The organism is Rhizobium ruizarguesonis, from assembly GCF_012349115.1.
Lineage (GTDB): Bacteria > Pseudomonadota > Alphaproteobacteria > Rhizobiales > Rhizobiaceae > Rhizobium > Rhizobium ruizarguesonis.
This window is the reverse complement of record NZ_PQIG01000076.1, coordinates 1-18,434: the sequence shown is the minus strand read 5'-3', so window position 1 is coordinate 18,434 and position 18,434 is coordinate 1. Positions and strand designations below refer to the sequence as shown.

The following is an 18,434-nucleotide window of genomic DNA, read 5'->3' as shown; positions in this document are numbered from 1 at the left end:
AGTTCGATTGCCTCTTCGTGCTGATGAAGCCGTATGCTGGATGACATCCGCCCCGCGGCATCGACGATTCCGGGCACGGCTCAAGCGCTCAGCTCATGACATTGCCGCCATCAACATTGTAGCACTGCGCCACGATATATGCTGCATCGGGCCCGGCCAGGAAGGCGGCCATGGCAGCTTGTTCGTGAGCGGCGCCGAATCGTCCGGCGGGAACGGCGGCGGCCACGCGGCGCTTGACGTCACCGGGTTTCAAACCTTCCCGGCTGCCGAGCTTCGCATCAACGACGTCCCACATCGGCGTATCGACGACGCCGGGAGCGATGGCGTTGACGTTGATGCCATAACGGATCAGCTCCAGAGCGCAGCTTTGCGTGATGCTGATGACGGCCGCCTTGGACGCACAGTAAGCCACGGCCGGTCCTTCGCCCCGACGCCCGGCCTGGGATGAGAAGTTGATGATGCGTCCACCCTCCCCTCTCTCCACCATGTGCCGGGCAACGGCCTGCGTCATGAAGATCAGGCCTTCGATATTGACCTGAAATACCCTAGCGGTCCGCTCCCGGGATATTTCCAGAATGGACTCGACCTCGTAAATGCCTGCGGCATTGACCAGGATGTCGATCTTGCCGGCGGTTGATATAGTGAAGCGCGCAGCTTCTTCGATGCTGTCCTGGCTGGTCACGTCAAGCGCGACACCCCATGCCTGAGGGCCGATCGCTTCGGCCACCCGTGCGCATCGTTCATCGTCGTGGTCCGCCACGACAACCCTCGCGCCTTCGGCGGCAAAACGCTCGCAGACCGCCTTGCCGATGCCGCTCGCTCCCCCCGTGACCAATGCCACCTTGCCCGAGAGCCGCGCCGTTTCCGCATATGTCATCGCACTGCCTCCCCGCTCGCGCCTGCACCGGCAAGGGTGCCGTGCGCGGCTGCCGTAACAAATAGCTTCATGTTTGCTCCTCCCCTTTTGACTGAACGATGATCGGAGCCGCCCTCCTGAGGCGACGCCAATGGGCTAAGCGGATTGCGGGTTCGTCTCCTTCGCCTCGCGAAGAAGGACGGACATGTCGGGGATGCCATCGGTGGCCGTCGCCCCCTTGAGGCAACGCGCAGCTGCGGCATGGGCGACGGCGCAGATATGCTCGACCGGCCAGTTCTCATGCAGGCCGTAGAGCACGGCGGCGCAGAAAGCGTCTCCTGCGCCGACGGCACTGACGATGTCATCGGGATCGACAGGTCGTGAACGCGTGATGATCGGGGAAGCGCCTGATGCAAACCAGAAGCAGGTTTCCGGCGCATGGATGATCGCGCCCTTGGCGACGCCCGCCGCAAGCAGGCGCTCGCCCGCTTCCAAAAGCCCCGCCTCGATCAAATCTCCCTCCGCATCGCGAACGATAACGCCGGTTGCCCGCCCCGCCTCCATCTCGTTGATGATCAAGAAATCGCAGAAGGGCAGAGCGACGCCGACCTTGGCCGCAAATTCCGGGTCTTCGCTCGATACGAAATCCACACAGGTCGTAAGCCCCGCGCGGCGCGCGGCTTCCAGCAGGCGCGATGCTCCCGAACGGCCGTCAGGGCCAATGCGGTCGAGACCCGGCAACAGCATGAGATAACCGAGATAGAACAGCCGATAGCCAGCCTTGGCGAAGGTTGCGGGTGAGACAAGCTTGTCGGTGACCGCATCGTTGGCGCCGCCATGATAGAAGAAGGTCCGGTTCTGACCGGGCACATTCATGACATGTGTATGCGCAGTCACCCGGTCGGCAAGCGCGGTCAGCCCACCGACATCGACGCCGGCAACCGCTAGGCGGGCCTTGACGATCTCTCCGTCCTGATCTGCGCCGATGCATCCCGCTGCCGCCAGCTTTCCCGGGAATCCAAGCGAGGCTAGATCGGTGACGACATTGGCCGCCCCGCCCCCCACGCCCAGATCCTGGTGCAGGATATGGGCGAGATTGCCCTGTTCGGGCCAATAGGACAGGGTGTGGACGCGATCGACGATGAAGTTTCCCGCGCAAACGATGCCGCCCTGCTTCCGACTGTCGCGATCGTGAACCCCCTCCCCGGCTCGCATCAGCTGACTCCTTCGTTCCACAAGGGTCTCAGCGGCGGCTCGTCTTCCTCGATCGCGGCAAAGCGTGCAATCGGCTCCAGAAAGAAATTGTCGCTGTTGTCGTCGTTGACCTGGCTGACCTCGCCGACAAGGACAGGTCCGCCGCCTTTCCTGCCGTAGAAGCGGTGGTAAAGCCCGGTGCGGATCGTCACGCTCTGGCCAGGCTGGAGAACCAGCGGCTCCCATGCAGCGAGCCGGTGCGGCAGCCCGTCTACCGGCACCGTTAGATCCTCCGCCAGCACATTGCCATCGGCATCGGTTGCGGCGAATTCGATGACGAGATCGCCGCCGGCGCGATTGATGATGTCTTCCATCTTCGCCGCATGACGGTGGGTGGGCGTGACCTGCCCTTCGCCAACGAAGAGCAGCTTTTCGGCATAGGTCCGTTCACCCCCGATATCAACGATGCCATTGCGCAGGCTAAACAGCACGAGACCGCATTCGGCGAACCGGTCCGAGCCGAAATCGGTGACATCCCAACCCAGCTGATGGGCGCGCAAATAGGCTGATGCCTCGGGATGAGCGGCAAAATCCGCCGCCGCCCAGGAGCCCCATGCCGGCAGGGACCAATGCCAGCGCTCGAGGGTCTCGGTTGCCCGCAGCAACGCGGCGTTGATCTCGGAGCGCTTCATCAGGCTGACGCCCCGTCATACTCGACCGGTACCACGACGTCCTCGCGACCAGATTTAAGGGCTGCCGTCAGGACTGCGTGATGAGCCTGCGCCTCGGCCGGCGTCGCGCAGCCGAAACCGTTGGCATTTCCTCCGGCAAGCTCATCGACGAAGGCCGCCCACATCTGCTGTATGGCGTCGGCAAAACCGAATTCGAAGATCTTGCCTGTTATGGCTGGAAACAGCGAGCCATAACCAAGATCCTCGGTGCTCCAGGCCTGCGCACCGCCATTATAGTCCAACCACTGCCACTGGCGCGGCGACTTCGTGCTGAAGAACGCGCTCTTCTTCATGCCGAGAACGCGGATGTACCAGGTGTTGGATTCGCCGGGCGCGATGCGCCACGTTTTCAGCACCATCGGGAAATCTTGATCCCCGGTGCGCACGCGGCTGCTGATCGTGGCATTGTCCCAGGTGGTGCAGGGCAGCATGCCGCCCTTGCCGTCAGGACGTTCGGTGACCTTCTTGACCAATTGCGCATGCAGGGTCGTCGGGCGCCAACCGAGACGCAGCGGCACGTGCAACACATGCATGCCGAGATCACCCATGCAGCCATAGTCGCCATTGATATCGGCCATGCGCTTCCAGTTGATCGGCTTCTGCCGGTCGATATCCGAAGAGTGCAGGAAACCCGCCTCGACTTCGATTATATCCCCCATCTCGCCGCTTTTTGCGAGCGCAATCACCTTCTGCGCGCCTGGGAAGAAAGGCATTTCCGACGAGCAGCGGACCAGGAGTTCCGGATGCTCGGCAAGAACCGCCATGATCTCCCGGTTCTGAGCAGCGTCCATGCCGAAGGGCTTTTCGCCGAGAAGATGCTTTCCGGCCCTCAGGACGTCGATGTAGAATTGCTGGTGCAGCACATGCGGGACTGCGCAATAGACCGCATCGATCTCGGGATTGGCCAGAAGCTCCTTATAGTCGGCGGTGAACTGCCGAACAGTCGGCACATGATCCCTGAACCAGTCGAGCAGCGTCGTGTTGGTATCACAGACGGCGACGATTTCCGGTCGCGCTTTCACATCGGCCAGATGCAGCCAGCGCGCCGCAGCACTCGCGAACTCGCGCCCCATTAGACCGCAGCCGATGACGCCGAAGCGGAATATTTTCGTCATGACATCTCCTCCCAGACGCGCGTCAGGCAATATGCAGCAGGGCTTGCTCGACGGAAGCCTTGTCATGGACGATCGCCATCAAGGCCCGCGTCATGCCGGCGGGATTCTGATGTTGAATGACGTTGCGGCCATAGACGATGCCACGGGCGCCCTGCTCCATCAACTGCTTGGTGCGGATCAGGATTTCCTGATCCGCAACGCGGCCGCCGCCGCGCACCAGCACCGGCAGACCTTGAGCGATCTCGACCACGCGGTGATATTCCTCGACATTGTCGCACGGGTCGGCCTTGATGATATCCGCGCCGAGTTCGGCCGCCTGGCGCACGAGCGGCAGGATCTTATCGATCGCGCCGTCGACCATGTAGGCACCCTTGGAATTGTCCTGCATGACGAGCGGCTCGACCATCAGCGGCATGCCGTAGATCTCGCATTCGCGTTTCAGGCTGTTCACATTACGGACGCAGGCGCGGTAGACTTCCGGCTGGTCCGGCAGCACCAAGAGATTGACGACGACACAGGCAGCATCCAATGCAACGCCCTGCTCCACCGCCCTGTCGATCATTTCGGAAAACAGCTGAGACGGAAGGGGATTGCCATAGATGTTGGCGATGTCGGTGCGCAGCACCAGTGCCGGGCGATGCTTGCCGGGGATCGCCTGCAGAAGGGGTGCGGTCCCTGGCGGGAGCTGAATGGCATCCGGCGCCGCGTCAGCGATCACCTCGATGGCCGTCTTCATGTTCTCGATGCCGGCGAGGAAGGTTCGTTCATTGAACATGCCGTGATCGATGGCAACGTCAAAACAATTTCCAGACACGCCGAAAAGTCGGTTCAATCGCGCGGATTTCATCAAGCTTCCTCCCAATATGGTAACGTTTCCACATTTGGATAAACGCAGCAGGAATGCGAGTCAAGATAATGTGGTAACGTTTCCATACTGGTTTCCAGGTGTGGACGAGGCGCCGCTTCGCACCTCGTCCGGAAAGGACTACCAGCAGGTGAATCCTGCATCGACGTTGACGATCGCCCCGGTCATGAGGCTGGCGGCGTCTGACGCGAGGAAGAGGACCGCGCTGGCAACCTCTTCCGGCGTTCCCATCCTGCCCATCGGCGTGTCGGCGAGCCAGAGCGGAATACGCTCGCGATTGGCTTCGACGGCCACCACCATCGGTGTCTCGATATAGGTGGGCGCGACGGCATTTACCCTGATGCCGTGATGCGCCCACTCGGCCGCCAACGAACGCGTGAGGTGATGGACGGCCGCCTTGGAGACGTTATAGGCCGTCTGAGGCTGAGGCCGGTTGCAGATGTGACCTGACATCGAGCCGAGGTTGACGATGGCGCCGCGTTTCATCGAAATCATCGGACGGCCGAAGGCGCGCGAGCACCAGAAGACGCCGTTGAGATTGACGTCCATCATGCGCAGCCAATCGGCGTCGGTGAGATCCTGCGCCGGAATGCCGCTCTGGCCAATTCCGGCATTGTTGACAAGGATCGTCGCCGGCCGCCCGCCGTCGGCGAGCTCAGCCGCGATCGCGTCCATTCGGGCCGCGTCGGTGACGTCGCCCACCCGGACTTCGACGTCGTAGCCTCTGTCGCGCAACGCAAGCGCTTGCTCAGCGTCGGCCTCGCTGCGTTCGATGACGACGACGGCAGCACCCGCCTCCGCTAGTGCCTCGGTGCAGCAGAGACCGATCGCACGCCCTCCGCCTGTGACCACCGCACGTTCGCCGTCGAGGCGAAATTTCTGCTGGTAGCTCATGTCACGTCTCCTCAAATGTCAAAGGCGCTTGGAAGCACGACGATATCGCGGATGGTGACGTTGCGCGGCCGGGTCAGCATGAAGATGATGGCGTCGGCGACTTCCTTCGGCTCGATCAAGGCTCCCGCCTCCTTGGCCTTGCGAAGGTTTTCCTCCGGCCAATCCGCAAGCAAAGCGCTGATCACCGGCCCCGGAGAAACCGACCCCACACGAATGCCACTTTTCAGAAGCTGGCGTCGCATCGTCTGGACGAAGCATGTCATCGCCCATTTCGATGACGAATAGACAGGTTCCCATGGAATCGCCGAGTGTCCGGCGACAGAACTGGTGACGACAATGTCGCCGGTGCCGCGTTCGATCATGTGCGGAATGACGTTTCGAACGTTCTTGATGACGACATTGACGTTGAGATTGAGCATCCGATCGATGGTATCGAGATCGGTCTCCATCAGGTCGCCGCCGATATAGGTGCCTGCATTGGCATGCAGGATATCGAGCTTGCCCGTCTTCGACAGGATGCCCTCGAGCAATCCCGCGCACTGGTGCGGATCCAGCAAGTTGAGCACCAGCGGAATAGCGCGCTCGCCAAGCCGGGCACAAACCGTCTCAAGGGCCTTCTCATCGCGGTCTACCAGCACGACCGTCGCGCCAGCGGCGAGCATTGCCTCCGTCGAAGCGAGCCCTATTCCGGACGCAGCACCCGTGACCGCCGCGATCTTCCCATTCAATTCCGTCATCGATTTTTCCTCCTGTCTTGATTCTGATTGCTAATTCTTCCCGACGCCACAAGCGGCGTGATAGTCAGAGACACTCTTCGTCACTCTCCAGATCAAAATCTGTTCCGGATCGAGCGGCGCATCTGCGAAATCCTGTGCGGCCGGCATGTGCTGCCAAAGCAATGGCAGCGGTACGGTTTGCCCTCGAAGGGCCTCGCACAGCTGTCGGACGGCATCTTGCGCTTCAGCCGACGCCCAATAATAGCGGATGCGGTCGGAGAGCGAGTAATGCCGCAGCCAGCGCATCTCGGCGTTCGTGCCGTGGTAGTGGCGGCTCCAATTGCCCGGCTGATCGAGCATCAGCGCTTCCATCGCCGCATAAAGCGGACGCTGGCCGTAATCGGGCAAGAGGTCCGACGCGATCGCATCCAGCGCGTAGAGCGCCTCGCGCAGGACGAAGGTCAGCTCGGGACCGACCTTCAGAATGGGAAAGCCGTCCTCCACCAGGGCGGTCAACGGCCGGGTCCCCTGATAATCCGTCGAGTGCGCCTCGAAGACGAATTGCGGCTCGTCGGTGAGCACCGATTTCAGCGCGTCTATCTTGCTGCGGTCGTAAAAGATGACATTCTGATTGCCGAACTCGACGCCCGGCTGAACGACCAGCCCGATGGCCCGTCCAAATGCTTGGCCGAGTCCGGCCTCCGCAAAGATCCGGCGGTGGACTTCGATCGTCTTCAACGCCGCCGCGGCCGCCGTCGGTTCGATCGTTGTCAGGGCGTGGTCGGCCCCGCCTGGCGGCGGCACTTCCGTGCCGATGACGTAAACCGGCATTGCGCCGCCGCTCTTCTTCGCCGACGCCTCGGCGACCGCAGCAAGCCGGGCGGCGCGATGGGCCGTGGTTTCGTCATCGAGCGCCACCGGCTCGCCCCTGCAACCCATCGAGGCGTCGAGGTGAATCTTGCGGAACCCGGCGTCGACATAGGCGGCAACCATCTTCTCCGCCTCGGCCATGGCCTCTTCGGCCGGGCGGTCACGCCACGGATTGGGGCCGAGGTGATCGCCGCCGAGAACGATGAGATTTTCGGGGCATCCCTCCTCGACTGCTATTTTACGGACGAGGGCCGCGAAGTCGCTTGGCGTCATTCCGGTGTAGCCGCCGAGATGATTGACCTGGTTGCAGGTGGCTTCGATCAGGACGGTGCTTGCCTGTTGCCGCCCGTGTCGGAGTGCGGCGCGAAGCACGATCGGATGGGCGGAGCATACGGAGGTCACGCCTCTCGGGCGGCCTTCGATCCTCAGCCTGGCCAGTTCGTTGAGATGCACCTGCATTACGGACGCCTTTCCGTTGAAGCGATAAACGCATCGAGTTCCTGACGGGTGCCGGCGCCTTCCATCGGACCCAGGACCATCACGTTGCGGGCGCCAGCGGCCGAGCCATAGGTCAGAGCTTGCTGCGGAGACATTCCGAGCCGCCGGCAGGTGAGATAGGCACCGCCGAAGCAGTCGCCGGCGCCCGTGGGGTCGACCTCTTGAACGACAAATGCCGGGGCGTCGATGCGGTCACCTTGCCTGCCGAAATAGGTTGCGCCGTCGGCTCCGCGCTTCAGCACAATCTCCTTGACGCCCATCTCGAACAAGCGGCGGATCGCTTCTGCCTCGCCTTCGATACCTGCAGCACGCTCAAGCTCCTCTCCGGACGGCAGAAGCAGATCGGCGGCAGCGACAAGCTTGGAAAACCGACGCTCGGTGTCCTCGTCCAGCTTCAATTCCTTGCGAATGTTCGGATCCACCGAAAGCGTTCCCCCGCGTGCCTTGACGATGTCGACCGCCTTGTCAATCACCTCGCGCGCGCTGGGGACCGACAGAGCCGAGCCCATCACGTGAAGATGGCCGCTCCGATGGATGAGATCGCCGACCGCTTGAGACCAGCCGAAGCGCGCAGCTGCTGATGTGGCGATGTTGTAGACGAAATCCCGGGAGCCATCCTTGCGATAGCGGACAAAGGCGCTTCCCGTGGGATAGTCCGGATCGATCGAGATCGTCGAAACATCGACGCCGTCGCGGTTGAGGCGATCCGTATTGACACGACCGAAATCGTCATCGCCGACGGCGCCGACCATTGCGGCCTTGCCGCCCAGACGGCCGCATTGCGAGATGAAGATCGCCGGCGCTCCGCTCGCGAACGGACCGACGAGCGGCTGGGCTTTGAGAAAACCGTCTCCGACCGTCGTGGCGACGATCTCGACGAGGATCTCCCCTACGCAAACGGTGGGACCAAGCGGGTCCGGAGCCAGTACTGAAGTCATTTGTAATCCTGCTTTCGATCGTTCTCGTCTTCAACTCGTCGCCGACTGGATCGGCGCACCGTCCTCGCCGCCGAACTCCTCGCTCTCCAACGACAGAAAGCGCTGGTGCAACATGCACGCCGCCCCGAAGGCGGAACCGAACTCCGCATCATCGTCCACGACGATCTCCGGCGTGGGGAATGGTATACTCTGGCCCTCCGACATGTGGACCGCGACGCGGGCGGCCACCATCGGGTAGAGGGATGCCACGGAGCCACCCAGCACGATCCTGTCGGGATCGAGCAGCCGACAGGCCTGCAGCAATGCGTAAGCGAGATGGCGCGACCAGGTTTCGGCGATATTGACCGCGGCTGGAACACGGTCATGAACGTCGCCGAGGAACTCCTGCAGATCGACGTGCTTACGTCCAATAGCCTCGCGATACTGCCTGATCAGCACCTCGCGACCGATCAGCTGTTCAAACTTCTGACCGCCGCTTCCCGGCACCAGGGTGTGGCCGATTTCTCCCGCCAGGCCGTGGCCGCCCCGGAACAGCTTGCCATCGATCATGATGCCGCCGCCGACGCCGGTTTCCATCAGCAGAAACAGCGTGACGCCTGAGACGCCGTGACGATAGCTGTCGCCGATCGCAAAGGCATTAGCGTCGTTTTCAACCGCGATCGGGACGGCGGCCGGGAAGGCGGACCGCCCAATATCCTTCAACGACACCTCTCGCCAGCCGATGATGGGTGCGAGGGTGACAATTCCGTCCGGCCGGATGTGGGCCGGCGCCGATATGCCCAGCCCCTTGCACCGTCCGATCATCCTCTTTTCCATCGCACTGACAATCAGCTCGACGCCCTGCGCCACGGCCTCCTCCACCGTCGAAGACATGGTGTCGAACGCCATTTTCCGACATGCCCGGACGTCGGCGGAGAGATCGATAACCGCCGCCGAAATATGCTCGACGCCAATCTCTATCCCGACGAAGAATGCCGCATCGGGGACCAGTTCGAGCATGATGCCAGGACGCCCGGCACGGGAATGCTCCAAGCGCTGCTTGCCGCTCTCGTCCGACTCCTGAACGAAGCCACCTTCCGTCAGTTCGGCGACGATCTCTCCCGAAGATGAGCGATTCATCCCGAGTTTCCGGGCGAGATCCGCCCGGCTGAGGCTTCGGTGGGCATAGATCGTCTGCAAAGCGGCGACGATATTGTTCTGCCGGATCCTGCGCGGCGAACTTCCGATGGAGACGGTGTCGTTCATGTTTCAATTCCCTTCAGTCGGCCCAACCCTTACACGACTGGAACAGGCTGTCAGAGGGATCATCAGGGCCGCGCGTTTGTGGCGCGGCGGCGCTTGGCCTCGTCATACTTCAGCTCGATGTAGCGCTTCGCGTGCGCCGCAAGCGGATCATTATCCTCCCAGGTGTCGCGCCAGATCGCACAGGCGAGCGACAGGCCTTCGTCCACGACCGTCGTTGAGAAGCTTTCGAACACGATGTCGCGCTTATAGTCGATGTCGAGCAGAGCGTCGAAGATCAGATCGAAGTTGATGACACCGTCGCCGAGATAACCGCGATTGCTCTCGCCGATGTGGAAGTAGCCGATTTTGTCGCCGGCCAGACGGATCGCCGCGGCCGGATTGGCTTCCTCGATGTTCATATGGAATGTGTCGAGGTGGAGACGGACATGCTCTGATCCCGTCTCGGCGATGAACTTCAGCCCCTGCGCTGCCGTATTCAGCAGGTTCGTCTCGAACCGGTTGACAACCTCCAGGACGAGGTCGACGTTCGCTTGTCTCGCGACTTCGGCGATCGCGGCGATCGCGGCGACGCTGTTGTCCCAGCCCTTCTTCGTCGGCTGGCGATTGTATTTGGTGTGCGCGGAATAGAGAATCCCGCCGAGCTTGTTGCCGCCGATATCACGGACCGCCCGAACGGCGTCGGCCAGCGTCTGCTTGCCGGCGGACACCGCAGACATGTCCTCGCTGGATACGTCCTTGTCGAGCGGCAGGCCCATCGTCACGCCAATCTCCACGTCAAGCGACCGCGCAAGCTTTGCCAGTCGATCGAGATTGAATTTCTCGGGGCGCAGATAGGCAAATTCGATGGTGCGATATCCGTGTTCGGCCGTCTTGTTGAGGGCCATCTCCAGCCCTTCCTGCGTTTGGCCGCCTGTCCATACAAATGAATGGATACCCAATCGACGCATAGCCTTTTCCTCCAAAAAATGCCTTTGGCTGCGGACAGTGCTATGCCATTTAGTTTGGCAAGACAACAAATAATTTTGGCTGAAAATATTTTGCTGCTTTGCAAAATTACCTTGCAATGCAATATTTTAAGCCTGCGCCCATTGCATTCCACCCGCTGCTGGAAATTAGTTTCTGCAAAAATCAATGGGATAGATCCTCCATTTGCATGTTTAGACAACAAATGTTGCGCCGGTGGTTTTTTTGGCCTACACAAAGGACCGGCGAAATGATCTCGCTGCACTTTGGGAGGATTGAAAATGAACTATGCTTTGAAGGCTAGCGCGCTTGCGCTGACGCTCAGCCTCGCCGCCACCGCTTCGCCTGCCTGGGCTGATTTCTGGTCCGACGCCGGCGCCAAATTCAAGGGCGTGACACTGCACGGCGTCACCGAAAGTACCCCACCATCGAACTACATCAAGAACGTGCTCGCTCCGGAATTCGAAAAGAAGACCGGCATCAAGGTCGACATCGAGACGACGTCCTGGGATCAGATGTACGACAAGGCCATCAAGGACATGGAAGCCAAGACCGGCATCTATGACATGGTCTACATCGAGCAGGACATCATCTACTCTTATCTCGCCAGGAATTTCCTCGTCGACATCACGAAGACGCTGAAAGACCAGCCGGATCTGAAGGCGCCGACCTACGACGATGCGAACTTCACCAGCTTTGCCGACTATTTCAAGGACGCGAGCGGCGATCTCTTCGGCGTTCCGATGGAAGCCTTCCTGAAGGCATATCTCTATCGCAAGGACCTGTTCGAAGATCCGAAGATCAAGGAAGCTTTCAAGAAGGAAACTGGCAAGGACCTTAAGCCGGCGACCACACACGCGGAATACACCGAGATCGCCGAATTCTTCACGAAGTACGGCAAGGACAACGGTATGGAGCTCTGGGGCACCACCGCTCAGGCACATACCGGCCATCCGGCGTCCTGGTATGAATTCTTCGAGTCCATCGCGCCGACTTTCGGCGTCTACAATTGGGGCATCGACGCCAAGAACAATTATGCGGCGACGGTCGAACATGGCGGCGCAATGAACGGCGACAAGGCGAAGGCCGCGTTGAAGTACTGGCTGCACCTGCGCGACATCGCTCCTCCGGAATCGACGCAGTCAACCTGGACGGAAACCGCAACGACCTTCGCCGCGGGCCGCGTCGCCCAAGGCCTGATCTATGGTGAGAACGCCGCGTGGATCGCAAGCGATCCGGCGCAGTCGAAGGTGGTCGGCCAGGTCGGTTTCGCTCTGCCGCCGCTCGAGCCGGGCGTATTGGACGACGCGAAAGCCGGAAAGGGCTATATCGGCTACTACGATGGCGGCGCCTTCGGCGTTCCGGTCACCTCCAAGAACAAGGAAGCATCACTGCTGTTCCTCGAATTCATCGGCCAGAACGAAGTGCAGCCCGATTGGGCGATCGCCGCACCGCGCATCACCAACAAGGCGACGTTCGACGATCCGAAGGTGAAGGAGATGGACGTCAAGCTTGGCGGCTTCTACACGATGCTGAAGGACGACGGCAAGCTCTTCGCCGGCGCTCCCCCCTACCCCTTCCATGCGCAGGTGCGTGAAGCGACCGCTCCTATCTTCTACGACATCCTGACCGGCAAGATCGGGCCCGATGAAGGCCTCGACCAGATGGCGGCCAAGGCCGAAGAAGAGCTCACCTCGCTCGGCTATCGCAAATAAAACATCCTCCCCAACTTGACGGGTCGTTCCGACGACCCGTCATCTTCCGTTCCCAGATGGAGCGGACGTCCACATAACGTTCAATGGGGGATAGGCGATGCATTCGCAGAAGCTCGGGTGGCTGTTGCTGTCACCGACCATAGTGATCCTCGGACTGTTCGGGATCTTTCCTTTCATCTACGTCCTCTGGGTCTCTTTCCATTCATGGAACCCGTTCGCGGCCAATCCGGGCATGATTTTCAACTGGGCCGAGAACTATCGGCGGCTCGTCTTCGACCCGCAGTTCCTGGCATCGCTCGGCATCACCCTGACATTCGTCTTCTTCGCGGTCGTCTCGGAGCTGGTTCTTGGCTACATCCTCGCCCAGGCGCTGCTCAAGGACTTTCCCGGAAAAGCGGTGTTTCGCACGATCCATACGCTGCCGCTGATCATGGCGCCGATCATCGTCGGCTCAGTCTGGAAGCTGATGACCACCCCGTCCATCGGCATCATTCCCTATCTTCTGAGGAGCTGGTTCGGCTACGATCTGAATATCGGCCAGAGCGCCGTCGCGGCCTTCACCGTCACTGTCATCATGGACATCTGGCACTGGACGCCGCTCGTCACCCTCTCGCTGATCGCCGCACTCGTCTCGCTTCCATCAGACCCCTTCGAGCAGGCGCAGATCGACGGCGCCGGCAAAAGCCAGATCTTCTGGCACATCACGCTCCCCCTGATCCGCCCGGCCCTGCTCGCCACAGTGTTCATCAGGCTGATGGACGCGCTGCGCACCGTCGACGAAGTCCTGATGCTGACCGGCGGCGGTCCGGGTTCTTCGACGCGCTACATCGGCGTCCATATCTTCAGGGAAGTTTTTCCCAAGACGAATTACGGCTACGGTTCGGCGATCTCCGTCATCGTCCTCTATCTCACCATCGTCGTCTGCTGGCTGCTCTACGTCGGTCTGATTGCGCCCCGCGTGAAGAGAGGTTGAAGCGATGAAGACCCGTTTTCCCTGGCTTCCGGTCGTCCTGTGGACCTTGATAAGCCTCGCGACCCTTTTCCCGATCTACTGGCTCTTCGTCATATCGGTGAAACAGCCCTTCGACCTGTTCTCGACGCCCGATGTCATTCTCCGGAGCTTCTTCTGGAAGAACTACCAGGACGTGCTGACCAATCCGACCTTGCGCGGATACATGCTCAACTCGATGATCATTTCGTCAGGCAACGCGCTGCTCGTCACCACGCTCGGCTTCCTTGCCTGCTACGCCCTGACGCGCTTCGACCTCGCCGGCAAGGAAAGCATCTTCTTCTGGACGATCACCAACCGCATGGCGCCGCCGGCGGTCTTCCTCCTGCCGCTTTTCCTGCTGTTGACGCAGGTCTACAGGATCGGCGACTTCTCGCTCGCCGATTCCAAGCTGGGCATGATCCTGGTCTATTGCTCCTTCAACCTTCCCTTCGCCATCTGGACGCTGCGTCCGACCGTGGAAGGCATTCCGAAGGAATTGGACGAGGCGGCCTACATGGACGGCGCGAGCCCATGGACCGTCCTCTATGATATCATTTTTCCTTTGGCACGGCCCGGACTTGCGGTGACGCTGATCCTGACCTGGGTGTTTGCGTGGAACGAATACCTGCTGGCAGCGACGCTCACCAACTTCCACGCGCGGACTCTGACCACCGGCCTGTCTGAATATGTGACGACGACGGGGACGGCCTGGGGCATCATGGCCGCGATCTCCATGCTGACATTGGTTCCGGCGCTCGTCGTCTTTTCGGTGGTGCAGCGTCACATCGTCGCCGGCCTGACCTTCGGCGCCGTGAAAGGATGAAATGATGACGTCTCAATCAGGAAATGACGAACGCAAGCCAGGCTTCCTGCCGATCGAAACGAACTGGTTCGACCGGCTCTTCATCTCGGTCGTGATCTGGGTCGCGCTCTCGCTGTTCTGGATGCGGTTCATCGAACCGTTCGGGCCTTCGGTATGGTTTGCGGCGGCAATCTCGGCAGTCCTTGGCGCCTATGTCGTCTGGAAGGGATGAGCCGATGAATTCCGTCAACAACACCAAAACACAAGCCTTGCTGCTTTAGGAGAACGACATTGGCAAACGTACAGGTTAGCGACGTCACCAAGAAGTATGGCTCTCTTCAGGTCATGCATGGCGTGAGCGTCGACATCGAGGACGGGGAATTCGTCGTTCTGGTCGGTCCCTCCGGATGCGGCAAGTCCACCCTGCTCCGGATGATCGCCGGGCTGGAGACGGTCAGCAGCGGAGACATCCGGATCGGCGGCCGTGTCGTCACCGACGCTCCTCCAAAGGAGCGTGACATCGCGATGGTCTTCCAGAGCTACGCGCTCTATCCCCACAAGACGGTCGCCGAGAATATGGGCTTTCCGCTGAAGATGGCCAAACGTCCGAAGGCGGAGATCGACGAGAAGGTCGGCAGGGCGGCCGAGATCCTCGATCTGACGCGTTATCTCGACCGCTATCCGAAGCAACTGTCGGGCGGACAGCGTCAACGCGTGGCGATGGGTCGTGCCATCGTCCGAGACCCGAAGGTCTTCCTATTCGACGAACCATTGTCGAACCTCGATGCTAAACTCCGCGTCACCATGCGCGTCGAGATCAAGGAGCTTCACCAGCGGCTGAAGACCACCACCGTCTACGTCACGCACGATCAGATCGAGGCGATGACGATGGCCAACAAGATCGTGGTGATGCGCGACGGCAGGGTCGAGCAGATCGGCAAGCCTCTCGATCTCTACGACTTCCCGGTTAACCTCTTCGTCGCAGGCTTCATCGGCAGCCCATCGATGAACTTCCTTGAGGGCCGCATAGCCACCCGCGACGGCAGGAAGATCGTCGTCACCGACCAGGGCATCACCCTTCCGATGGCAGATACAAATGCGGATGAAGGAAGAGCCGTTACCTACGGCATCCGGCCGGAGCATATCACGATCGGCGAGGAAGGCGTTCCTGTGGAGGTATCGGTATTCGAGCCCACGGGTTCGGAGACATTGATCTTCGGCCGCACGGGAGGCGTGCCGATCGACGCGCTGATCCGCGAGCGCATCGAGGTGGATCCCGGACGGACAATGTACTTCCATATCGATCCCCGACGTGCACACATCTTCGATCGGGAAACAGGCCAAAGACTGTAGGAGGACGACCCATGGACTTCAAAGGAAAGACGGTCATCGTGACCGGTGCCGGAAAAGGCATCGGACGCGAAATTGTAAGGATGCTCGCCGAACGGGGTGCGCAGGTCGTGGCCCTGACCCGGAGTGCTGCCGATGTCGAAGCGCTGCGAGTGGAGCCCAGCTGCCGGGCAATCCAGGTCGATCTCGCAGACGCCGATGCGACCAGAGAGGCTGTCATCGCTGCCCTTCCCGCCGATTTCCTCATCAACTGCGCCGGCACGACCGAACTCCAGCCGTTCCTGGAGACAACAGTCGAAGCCTTCGATCGTCTCGTCGCGGTCAACACGCGTGCTCCGATGATCGTCGCTCAGGAATATGCCCGTTCGCTGATCAAGGACGGCCGCAAGGGCGCCATCGTCAATGTCTCGTCGGTCGCATCCTTCGTCGGCATCCCCGATCACGCGGCCTATTGTGCATCGAAGGGCGGGTTGGATGGCTTGACGCGGGTCATGGCCAAGGAGCTTGCGCCTCACGGCATCCGCACCAACGGCGTCCACCCAACGGTGACGCTGACGCCAATGGCGGTGAAGGCATGGAGCGATCCCGAAAAGGCCGCGGGAATGATGAAGCGAATTCCGGTCGGTCGCTTCGCTGAGCCGGCAGACATTGCCGAGGTTGTTCTTTTCCTGCTCTCCGATGAGGCGGCCATGGTGAACGGCATATCGATGCCGGTGGACGGCGGCTATATGATTGCCTGACGTTCAGGACGAACGTGCGGCACGACCCCGCGATTGCAAAACCGGAAGCGGCGACGTTGGCCGCCGCACCAATCGGCGCAGTTCATCTTGATCAACAAAATGATCCGTCACGCCGGCCTCTTTATCCGGATGACTGAAGACAAAGCCATCGGAATCCTCAAGCTTTAAAGCTTGCTCCGTATTCATGATCCCGAGCGCCTGGCGCTCGTACTCGGATTCGAGCGCCGCCTCGACGATGGCTTTTCTCTTGCGCATGTCCATGTCCTCCATTCCTCAAAGGGTAACGGACGGCCGGACTCGCGGTTCCGATCAAGGCATCACGATATGAGACCCGTTGAAACGAAGGCACGCCGATACCCGCCGGTACTGGCGACACCACCTAACTCGGCGAGGCGTCAGGCTCACCGGCGGCTCTTTGAATTAAGCGGGCAACCACTTCAGTGCGGTTCTGCGCCTGCAGCTTGCGCATGATGTGTTGCAGATGCATCTTCACCGTATGCCCCGACAAATTGAGTTTTCCTGCAATGACCTTATTTGAACAGCCGCATTGCAGCTCTGCGAGGACATCCGCTTCCCGGGGAGTGAACTCAGCAATCGCCAAGTACTGCGTCCTATCATCCAAGCTCTTTTCGGCTTCATTTCTGGCCGGACTATGCTCGTTTGAGCCTGCTGTACCAGCTCCCAATAGCTGCGGGAAAAATGTTCCTCCTGCCAGAACGAGACGAAGACCGGCAAGAGCAATGTCAACGGGAAGTGAAGTCGAGAATAAGCCGCGGATGCCCATCTTGAGTGCCTGACGGGCCATGATGGCGTCATCCGTACCTGAGAGCAACGTGACAGGAGTCTCAGGAAAACGTGCAGCAATCGCCGCGAGATCATCACGCAGGCTGGTGCTCTCAACACTTCTGCCAGCCAGGCCCAATACAATCAAACGCACCTCAGCTCCAAGAGCACTCTCGAGACTCTCGGTCGAGATCAAATCTATAACGTTCCATCCGGCGAGTTCACGCTCAAGAAGCTTCACCACGGTGGTGCGCGCCAATGTAGAATGCTCGATGATGATCACAGTTGGTGCATTGCGCCCGATACGGCGCCTAGTTCCAGTAATGTCGGACACTTGCGTGCTCCCCACGAATATTTGCAACGCAACAGCTATTCATATTATTCCTGTTCTCACTACATGTCATGAGAAAAAGTGAGTGTATTTCAGATATTAATAGTCTGACATCTCATGATAATTCTTATAGTCTATAAAATATCAATGATAGATAACTGGGATTGCAAAGCACATTAAAGAGATTTTTCATGAAGTCCTGCCGGTTCGACTTGTCGCTGCAGACTTTCCAGCCTTCGCCGAATTCACGTACGGCAAGCGGGTCAACAAAGCTTTCAAAGGCACTGAAAAGGCAGCCAATCTGCTACAGACCCATTTCGGAAAGCGCCATTGGACATAACGAGCTGCCGATCGGCTCGGCTTTGTTTCCATATCTCAATTCAAAGCAGTCGCAGACCTGACAGCAAAATGACAAACGCGAAAAGCGACAAAAGCCTGAGATCGCTGACTACCCGTTATGATTAGTGAAACTGTGCTCTAATGACGCATTAATACCCGTTAGCATTGTTCTCCCGCAGACAGCACTGCGCCGGCACCGACCGATAGCGGCCGGAGGTCACGGCCCCTGGCGGCCGAAATCGGCGACAATGCGGATGAGGTCATTGGGGAATGTTCGGAATCTCAGTGAGCCGACCGTTGCGTGCCATGTCGGCCCAAAAGACGAGAGCCCGGTGGAGGAAGCGTTCAACATATGGCCTGAAAATGGCACAAAGAACGGTTTCGTGCAGTTGAGCCTCCGCAATGCAAGTGGGGAGGCTATCCGCCAGAGCAATTCCAGCAAAAGTGCATTGCGGTTTTGCGTCCGGAATTGCGTGGAAACAAAGAGAGCATTTCCGT

Annotated in this window: 20 protein-coding genes and 1 pseudogene; 7 read left to right on the top strand and 14 right to left on the bottom strand. The window is 60.0% G+C overall.

Annotation, left to right across the window (positions count from 1 at the left end; all coding sequences use genetic code 11):
• Positions 1 to 88: 88 nt before the first annotated feature.
• From C3Y91_RS15185 to C3Y91_RS15135, 11 genes are all read right to left on the bottom strand, one after another.
• Complete coding sequence (locus tag C3Y91_RS15185; RefSeq protein WP_168575544.1) at positions 89 to 877, bottom strand: L-iditol 2-dehydrogenase; 789 nt, start codon at positions 875 to 877, stop codon at positions 89 to 91.
• A gap of 135 nt (positions 878 to 1,012) precedes the next feature.
• Complete coding sequence (locus tag C3Y91_RS15180) at positions 1,013 to 2,071, bottom strand: carbohydrate kinase family protein (RefSeq protein WP_130680967.1); 1,059 nt, start codon at positions 2,069 to 2,071, stop codon at positions 1,013 to 1,015.
• The gene (locus C3Y91_RS15175) at positions 2,071 to 2,742 is read right to left on the bottom strand and encodes a D-lyxose/D-mannose family sugar isomerase (RefSeq protein WP_130685912.1); all 672 of its coding nucleotides are present in this window, start codon (positions 2,740 to 2,742) and stop codon (positions 2,071 to 2,073) included. The genes C3Y91_RS15180 and C3Y91_RS15175 overlap by 1 nt, the downstream gene beginning before the upstream one ends.
• On the bottom strand, positions 2,742 to 3,896 hold the full coding sequence (locus tag C3Y91_RS15170) for a Gfo/Idh/MocA family protein (RefSeq protein WP_168575543.1): 1,155 nt from the start codon (positions 3,894 to 3,896) through the stop codon (positions 2,742 to 2,744). Before C3Y91_RS15170 ends, C3Y91_RS15175 begins: the two co-directional genes overlap by 1 nt.
• Before the next feature lie 22 nt (positions 3,897 to 3,918).
• A complete protein-coding gene (locus C3Y91_RS15165) occupies positions 3,919 to 4,743 on the bottom strand; it encodes a class I fructose-bisphosphate aldolase (protein WP_130654585.1) in 825 nt (274 codons plus the stop codon).
• Between the two features lie 138 nt (positions 4,744 to 4,881).
• Positions 4,882 to 5,655: an SDR family NAD(P)-dependent oxidoreductase gene (locus C3Y91_RS15160; protein ID WP_130654584.1), complete on the bottom strand. Its 774-nt coding sequence runs from the start codon at positions 5,653 to 5,655 to the stop codon at positions 4,882 to 4,884.
• An 11-nt stretch (positions 5,656 to 5,666) separates the two neighbouring features.
• Complete coding sequence (locus tag C3Y91_RS15155) at positions 5,667 to 6,392, bottom strand: SDR family oxidoreductase (RefSeq protein ID WP_003545418.1); 726 nt, start codon at positions 6,390 to 6,392, stop codon at positions 5,667 to 5,669.
• A gap of 30 nt (positions 6,393 to 6,422) precedes the next feature.
• Positions 6,423 to 7,700 carry a D-tagatose-bisphosphate aldolase, class II, non-catalytic subunit gene (locus C3Y91_RS15150; protein ID WP_168575542.1) on the bottom strand — a complete coding sequence of 426 codons (1,278 nt, stop codon included), beginning with the start codon at positions 7,698 to 7,700 and terminating at the stop codon, positions 6,423 to 6,425.
• Positions 7,700 to 8,677 carry a tagatose kinase gene (locus tag C3Y91_RS15145; RefSeq protein WP_168575541.1) on the bottom strand — a complete coding sequence of 326 codons (978 nt, stop codon included), beginning with the start codon at positions 8,675 to 8,677 and terminating at the stop codon, positions 7,700 to 7,702. The genes C3Y91_RS15150 and C3Y91_RS15145 overlap by 1 nt, the downstream gene beginning before the upstream one ends.
• Positions 8,678 to 8,707: 30 nt before the next feature.
• The gene (locus C3Y91_RS15140; RefSeq protein WP_168575540.1) at positions 8,708 to 9,922 is read right to left on the bottom strand and encodes an ROK family transcriptional regulator; all 1,215 of its coding nucleotides are present in this window, start codon (positions 9,920 to 9,922) and stop codon (positions 8,708 to 8,710) included.
• A gap of 62 nt (positions 9,923 to 9,984) precedes the next feature.
• Complete coding sequence (locus C3Y91_RS15135) at positions 9,985 to 10,869, bottom strand: sugar phosphate isomerase/epimerase family protein (RefSeq protein WP_024320982.1); 885 nt, start codon at positions 10,867 to 10,869, stop codon at positions 9,985 to 9,987.
• Here C3Y91_RS15135 and C3Y91_RS15130 point away from each other — a divergent pair.
• From C3Y91_RS15130 to C3Y91_RS15100, 7 genes are all read left to right on the top strand, one after another.
• On the top strand, positions 10,849 to 11,139 hold the full coding sequence (locus tag C3Y91_RS15130; protein ID WP_130821378.1) for a hypothetical protein: 291 nt from the start codon (positions 10,849 to 10,851) through the stop codon (positions 11,137 to 11,139). The genes C3Y91_RS15135 and C3Y91_RS15130 overlap by 21 nt on opposite strands.
• Positions 11,140 to 11,166: 27 nt before the next feature.
• A complete protein-coding gene (locus C3Y91_RS15125) occupies positions 11,167 to 12,600 on the top strand; it encodes an extracellular solute-binding protein (RefSeq protein WP_168575539.1) in 1,434 nt (477 codons plus the stop codon).
• 97 nt (positions 12,601 to 12,697) lie between these two features.
• Entirely contained in the window at positions 12,698 to 13,573 is an 876-nt protein-coding gene (locus C3Y91_RS15120) for a carbohydrate ABC transporter permease (RefSeq protein WP_003545408.1), read from the top strand.
• Between the two features lie 4 nt (positions 13,574 to 13,577).
• Positions 13,578 to 14,414 carry a carbohydrate ABC transporter permease gene (locus tag C3Y91_RS15115; RefSeq protein ID WP_024320983.1) on the top strand — a complete coding sequence of 279 codons (837 nt, stop codon included), beginning with the start codon at positions 13,578 to 13,580 and terminating at the stop codon, positions 14,412 to 14,414.
• Positions 14,415 to 14,418: 4 nt separating this feature from the next.
• The gene (locus tag C3Y91_RS15110; RefSeq protein WP_020397570.1) at positions 14,419 to 14,625 is read left to right on the top strand and encodes a DUF2160 family membrane protein; all 207 of its coding nucleotides are present in this window, start codon (positions 14,419 to 14,421) and stop codon (positions 14,623 to 14,625) included.
• Between the two features lie 59 nt (positions 14,626 to 14,684).
• Positions 14,685 to 15,746 carry an ABC transporter ATP-binding protein gene (locus tag C3Y91_RS15105; protein ID WP_018493710.1) on the top strand — a complete coding sequence of 354 codons (1,062 nt, stop codon included), beginning with the start codon at positions 14,685 to 14,687 and terminating at the stop codon, positions 15,744 to 15,746.
• Between the two features lie 11 nt (positions 15,747 to 15,757).
• The gene (locus C3Y91_RS15100; protein WP_024320985.1) at positions 15,758 to 16,483 is read left to right on the top strand and encodes an SDR family oxidoreductase; all 726 of its coding nucleotides are present in this window, start codon (positions 15,758 to 15,760) and stop codon (positions 16,481 to 16,483) included.
• A gap of 3 nt (positions 16,484 to 16,486) precedes the next feature.
• Here the strand turns inward: C3Y91_RS15100 and C3Y91_RS15095 are convergent, their stop codons facing one another.
• The 3 genes and pseudogenes from C3Y91_RS15095 to C3Y91_RS37655 all read right to left on the bottom strand — a co-directional run.
• Positions 16,487 to 16,744 carry a hypothetical protein gene (locus C3Y91_RS15095; RefSeq protein WP_174827039.1) on the bottom strand — a complete coding sequence of 86 codons (258 nt, stop codon included), beginning with the start codon at positions 16,742 to 16,744 and terminating at the stop codon, positions 16,487 to 16,489.
• 118 nt (positions 16,745 to 16,862) lie between these two features.
• On the bottom strand, positions 16,863 to 17,627 hold the full coding sequence (locus tag C3Y91_RS15090; RefSeq protein ID WP_024320986.1) for a response regulator transcription factor: 765 nt from the start codon (positions 17,625 to 17,627) through the stop codon (positions 16,863 to 16,865).
• Between the two features lie 526 nt (positions 17,628 to 18,153).
• Positions 18,154 to 18,434 (bottom strand): annotated as a pseudogene (locus C3Y91_RS37655) (hypothetical protein); the annotation flags it as partial.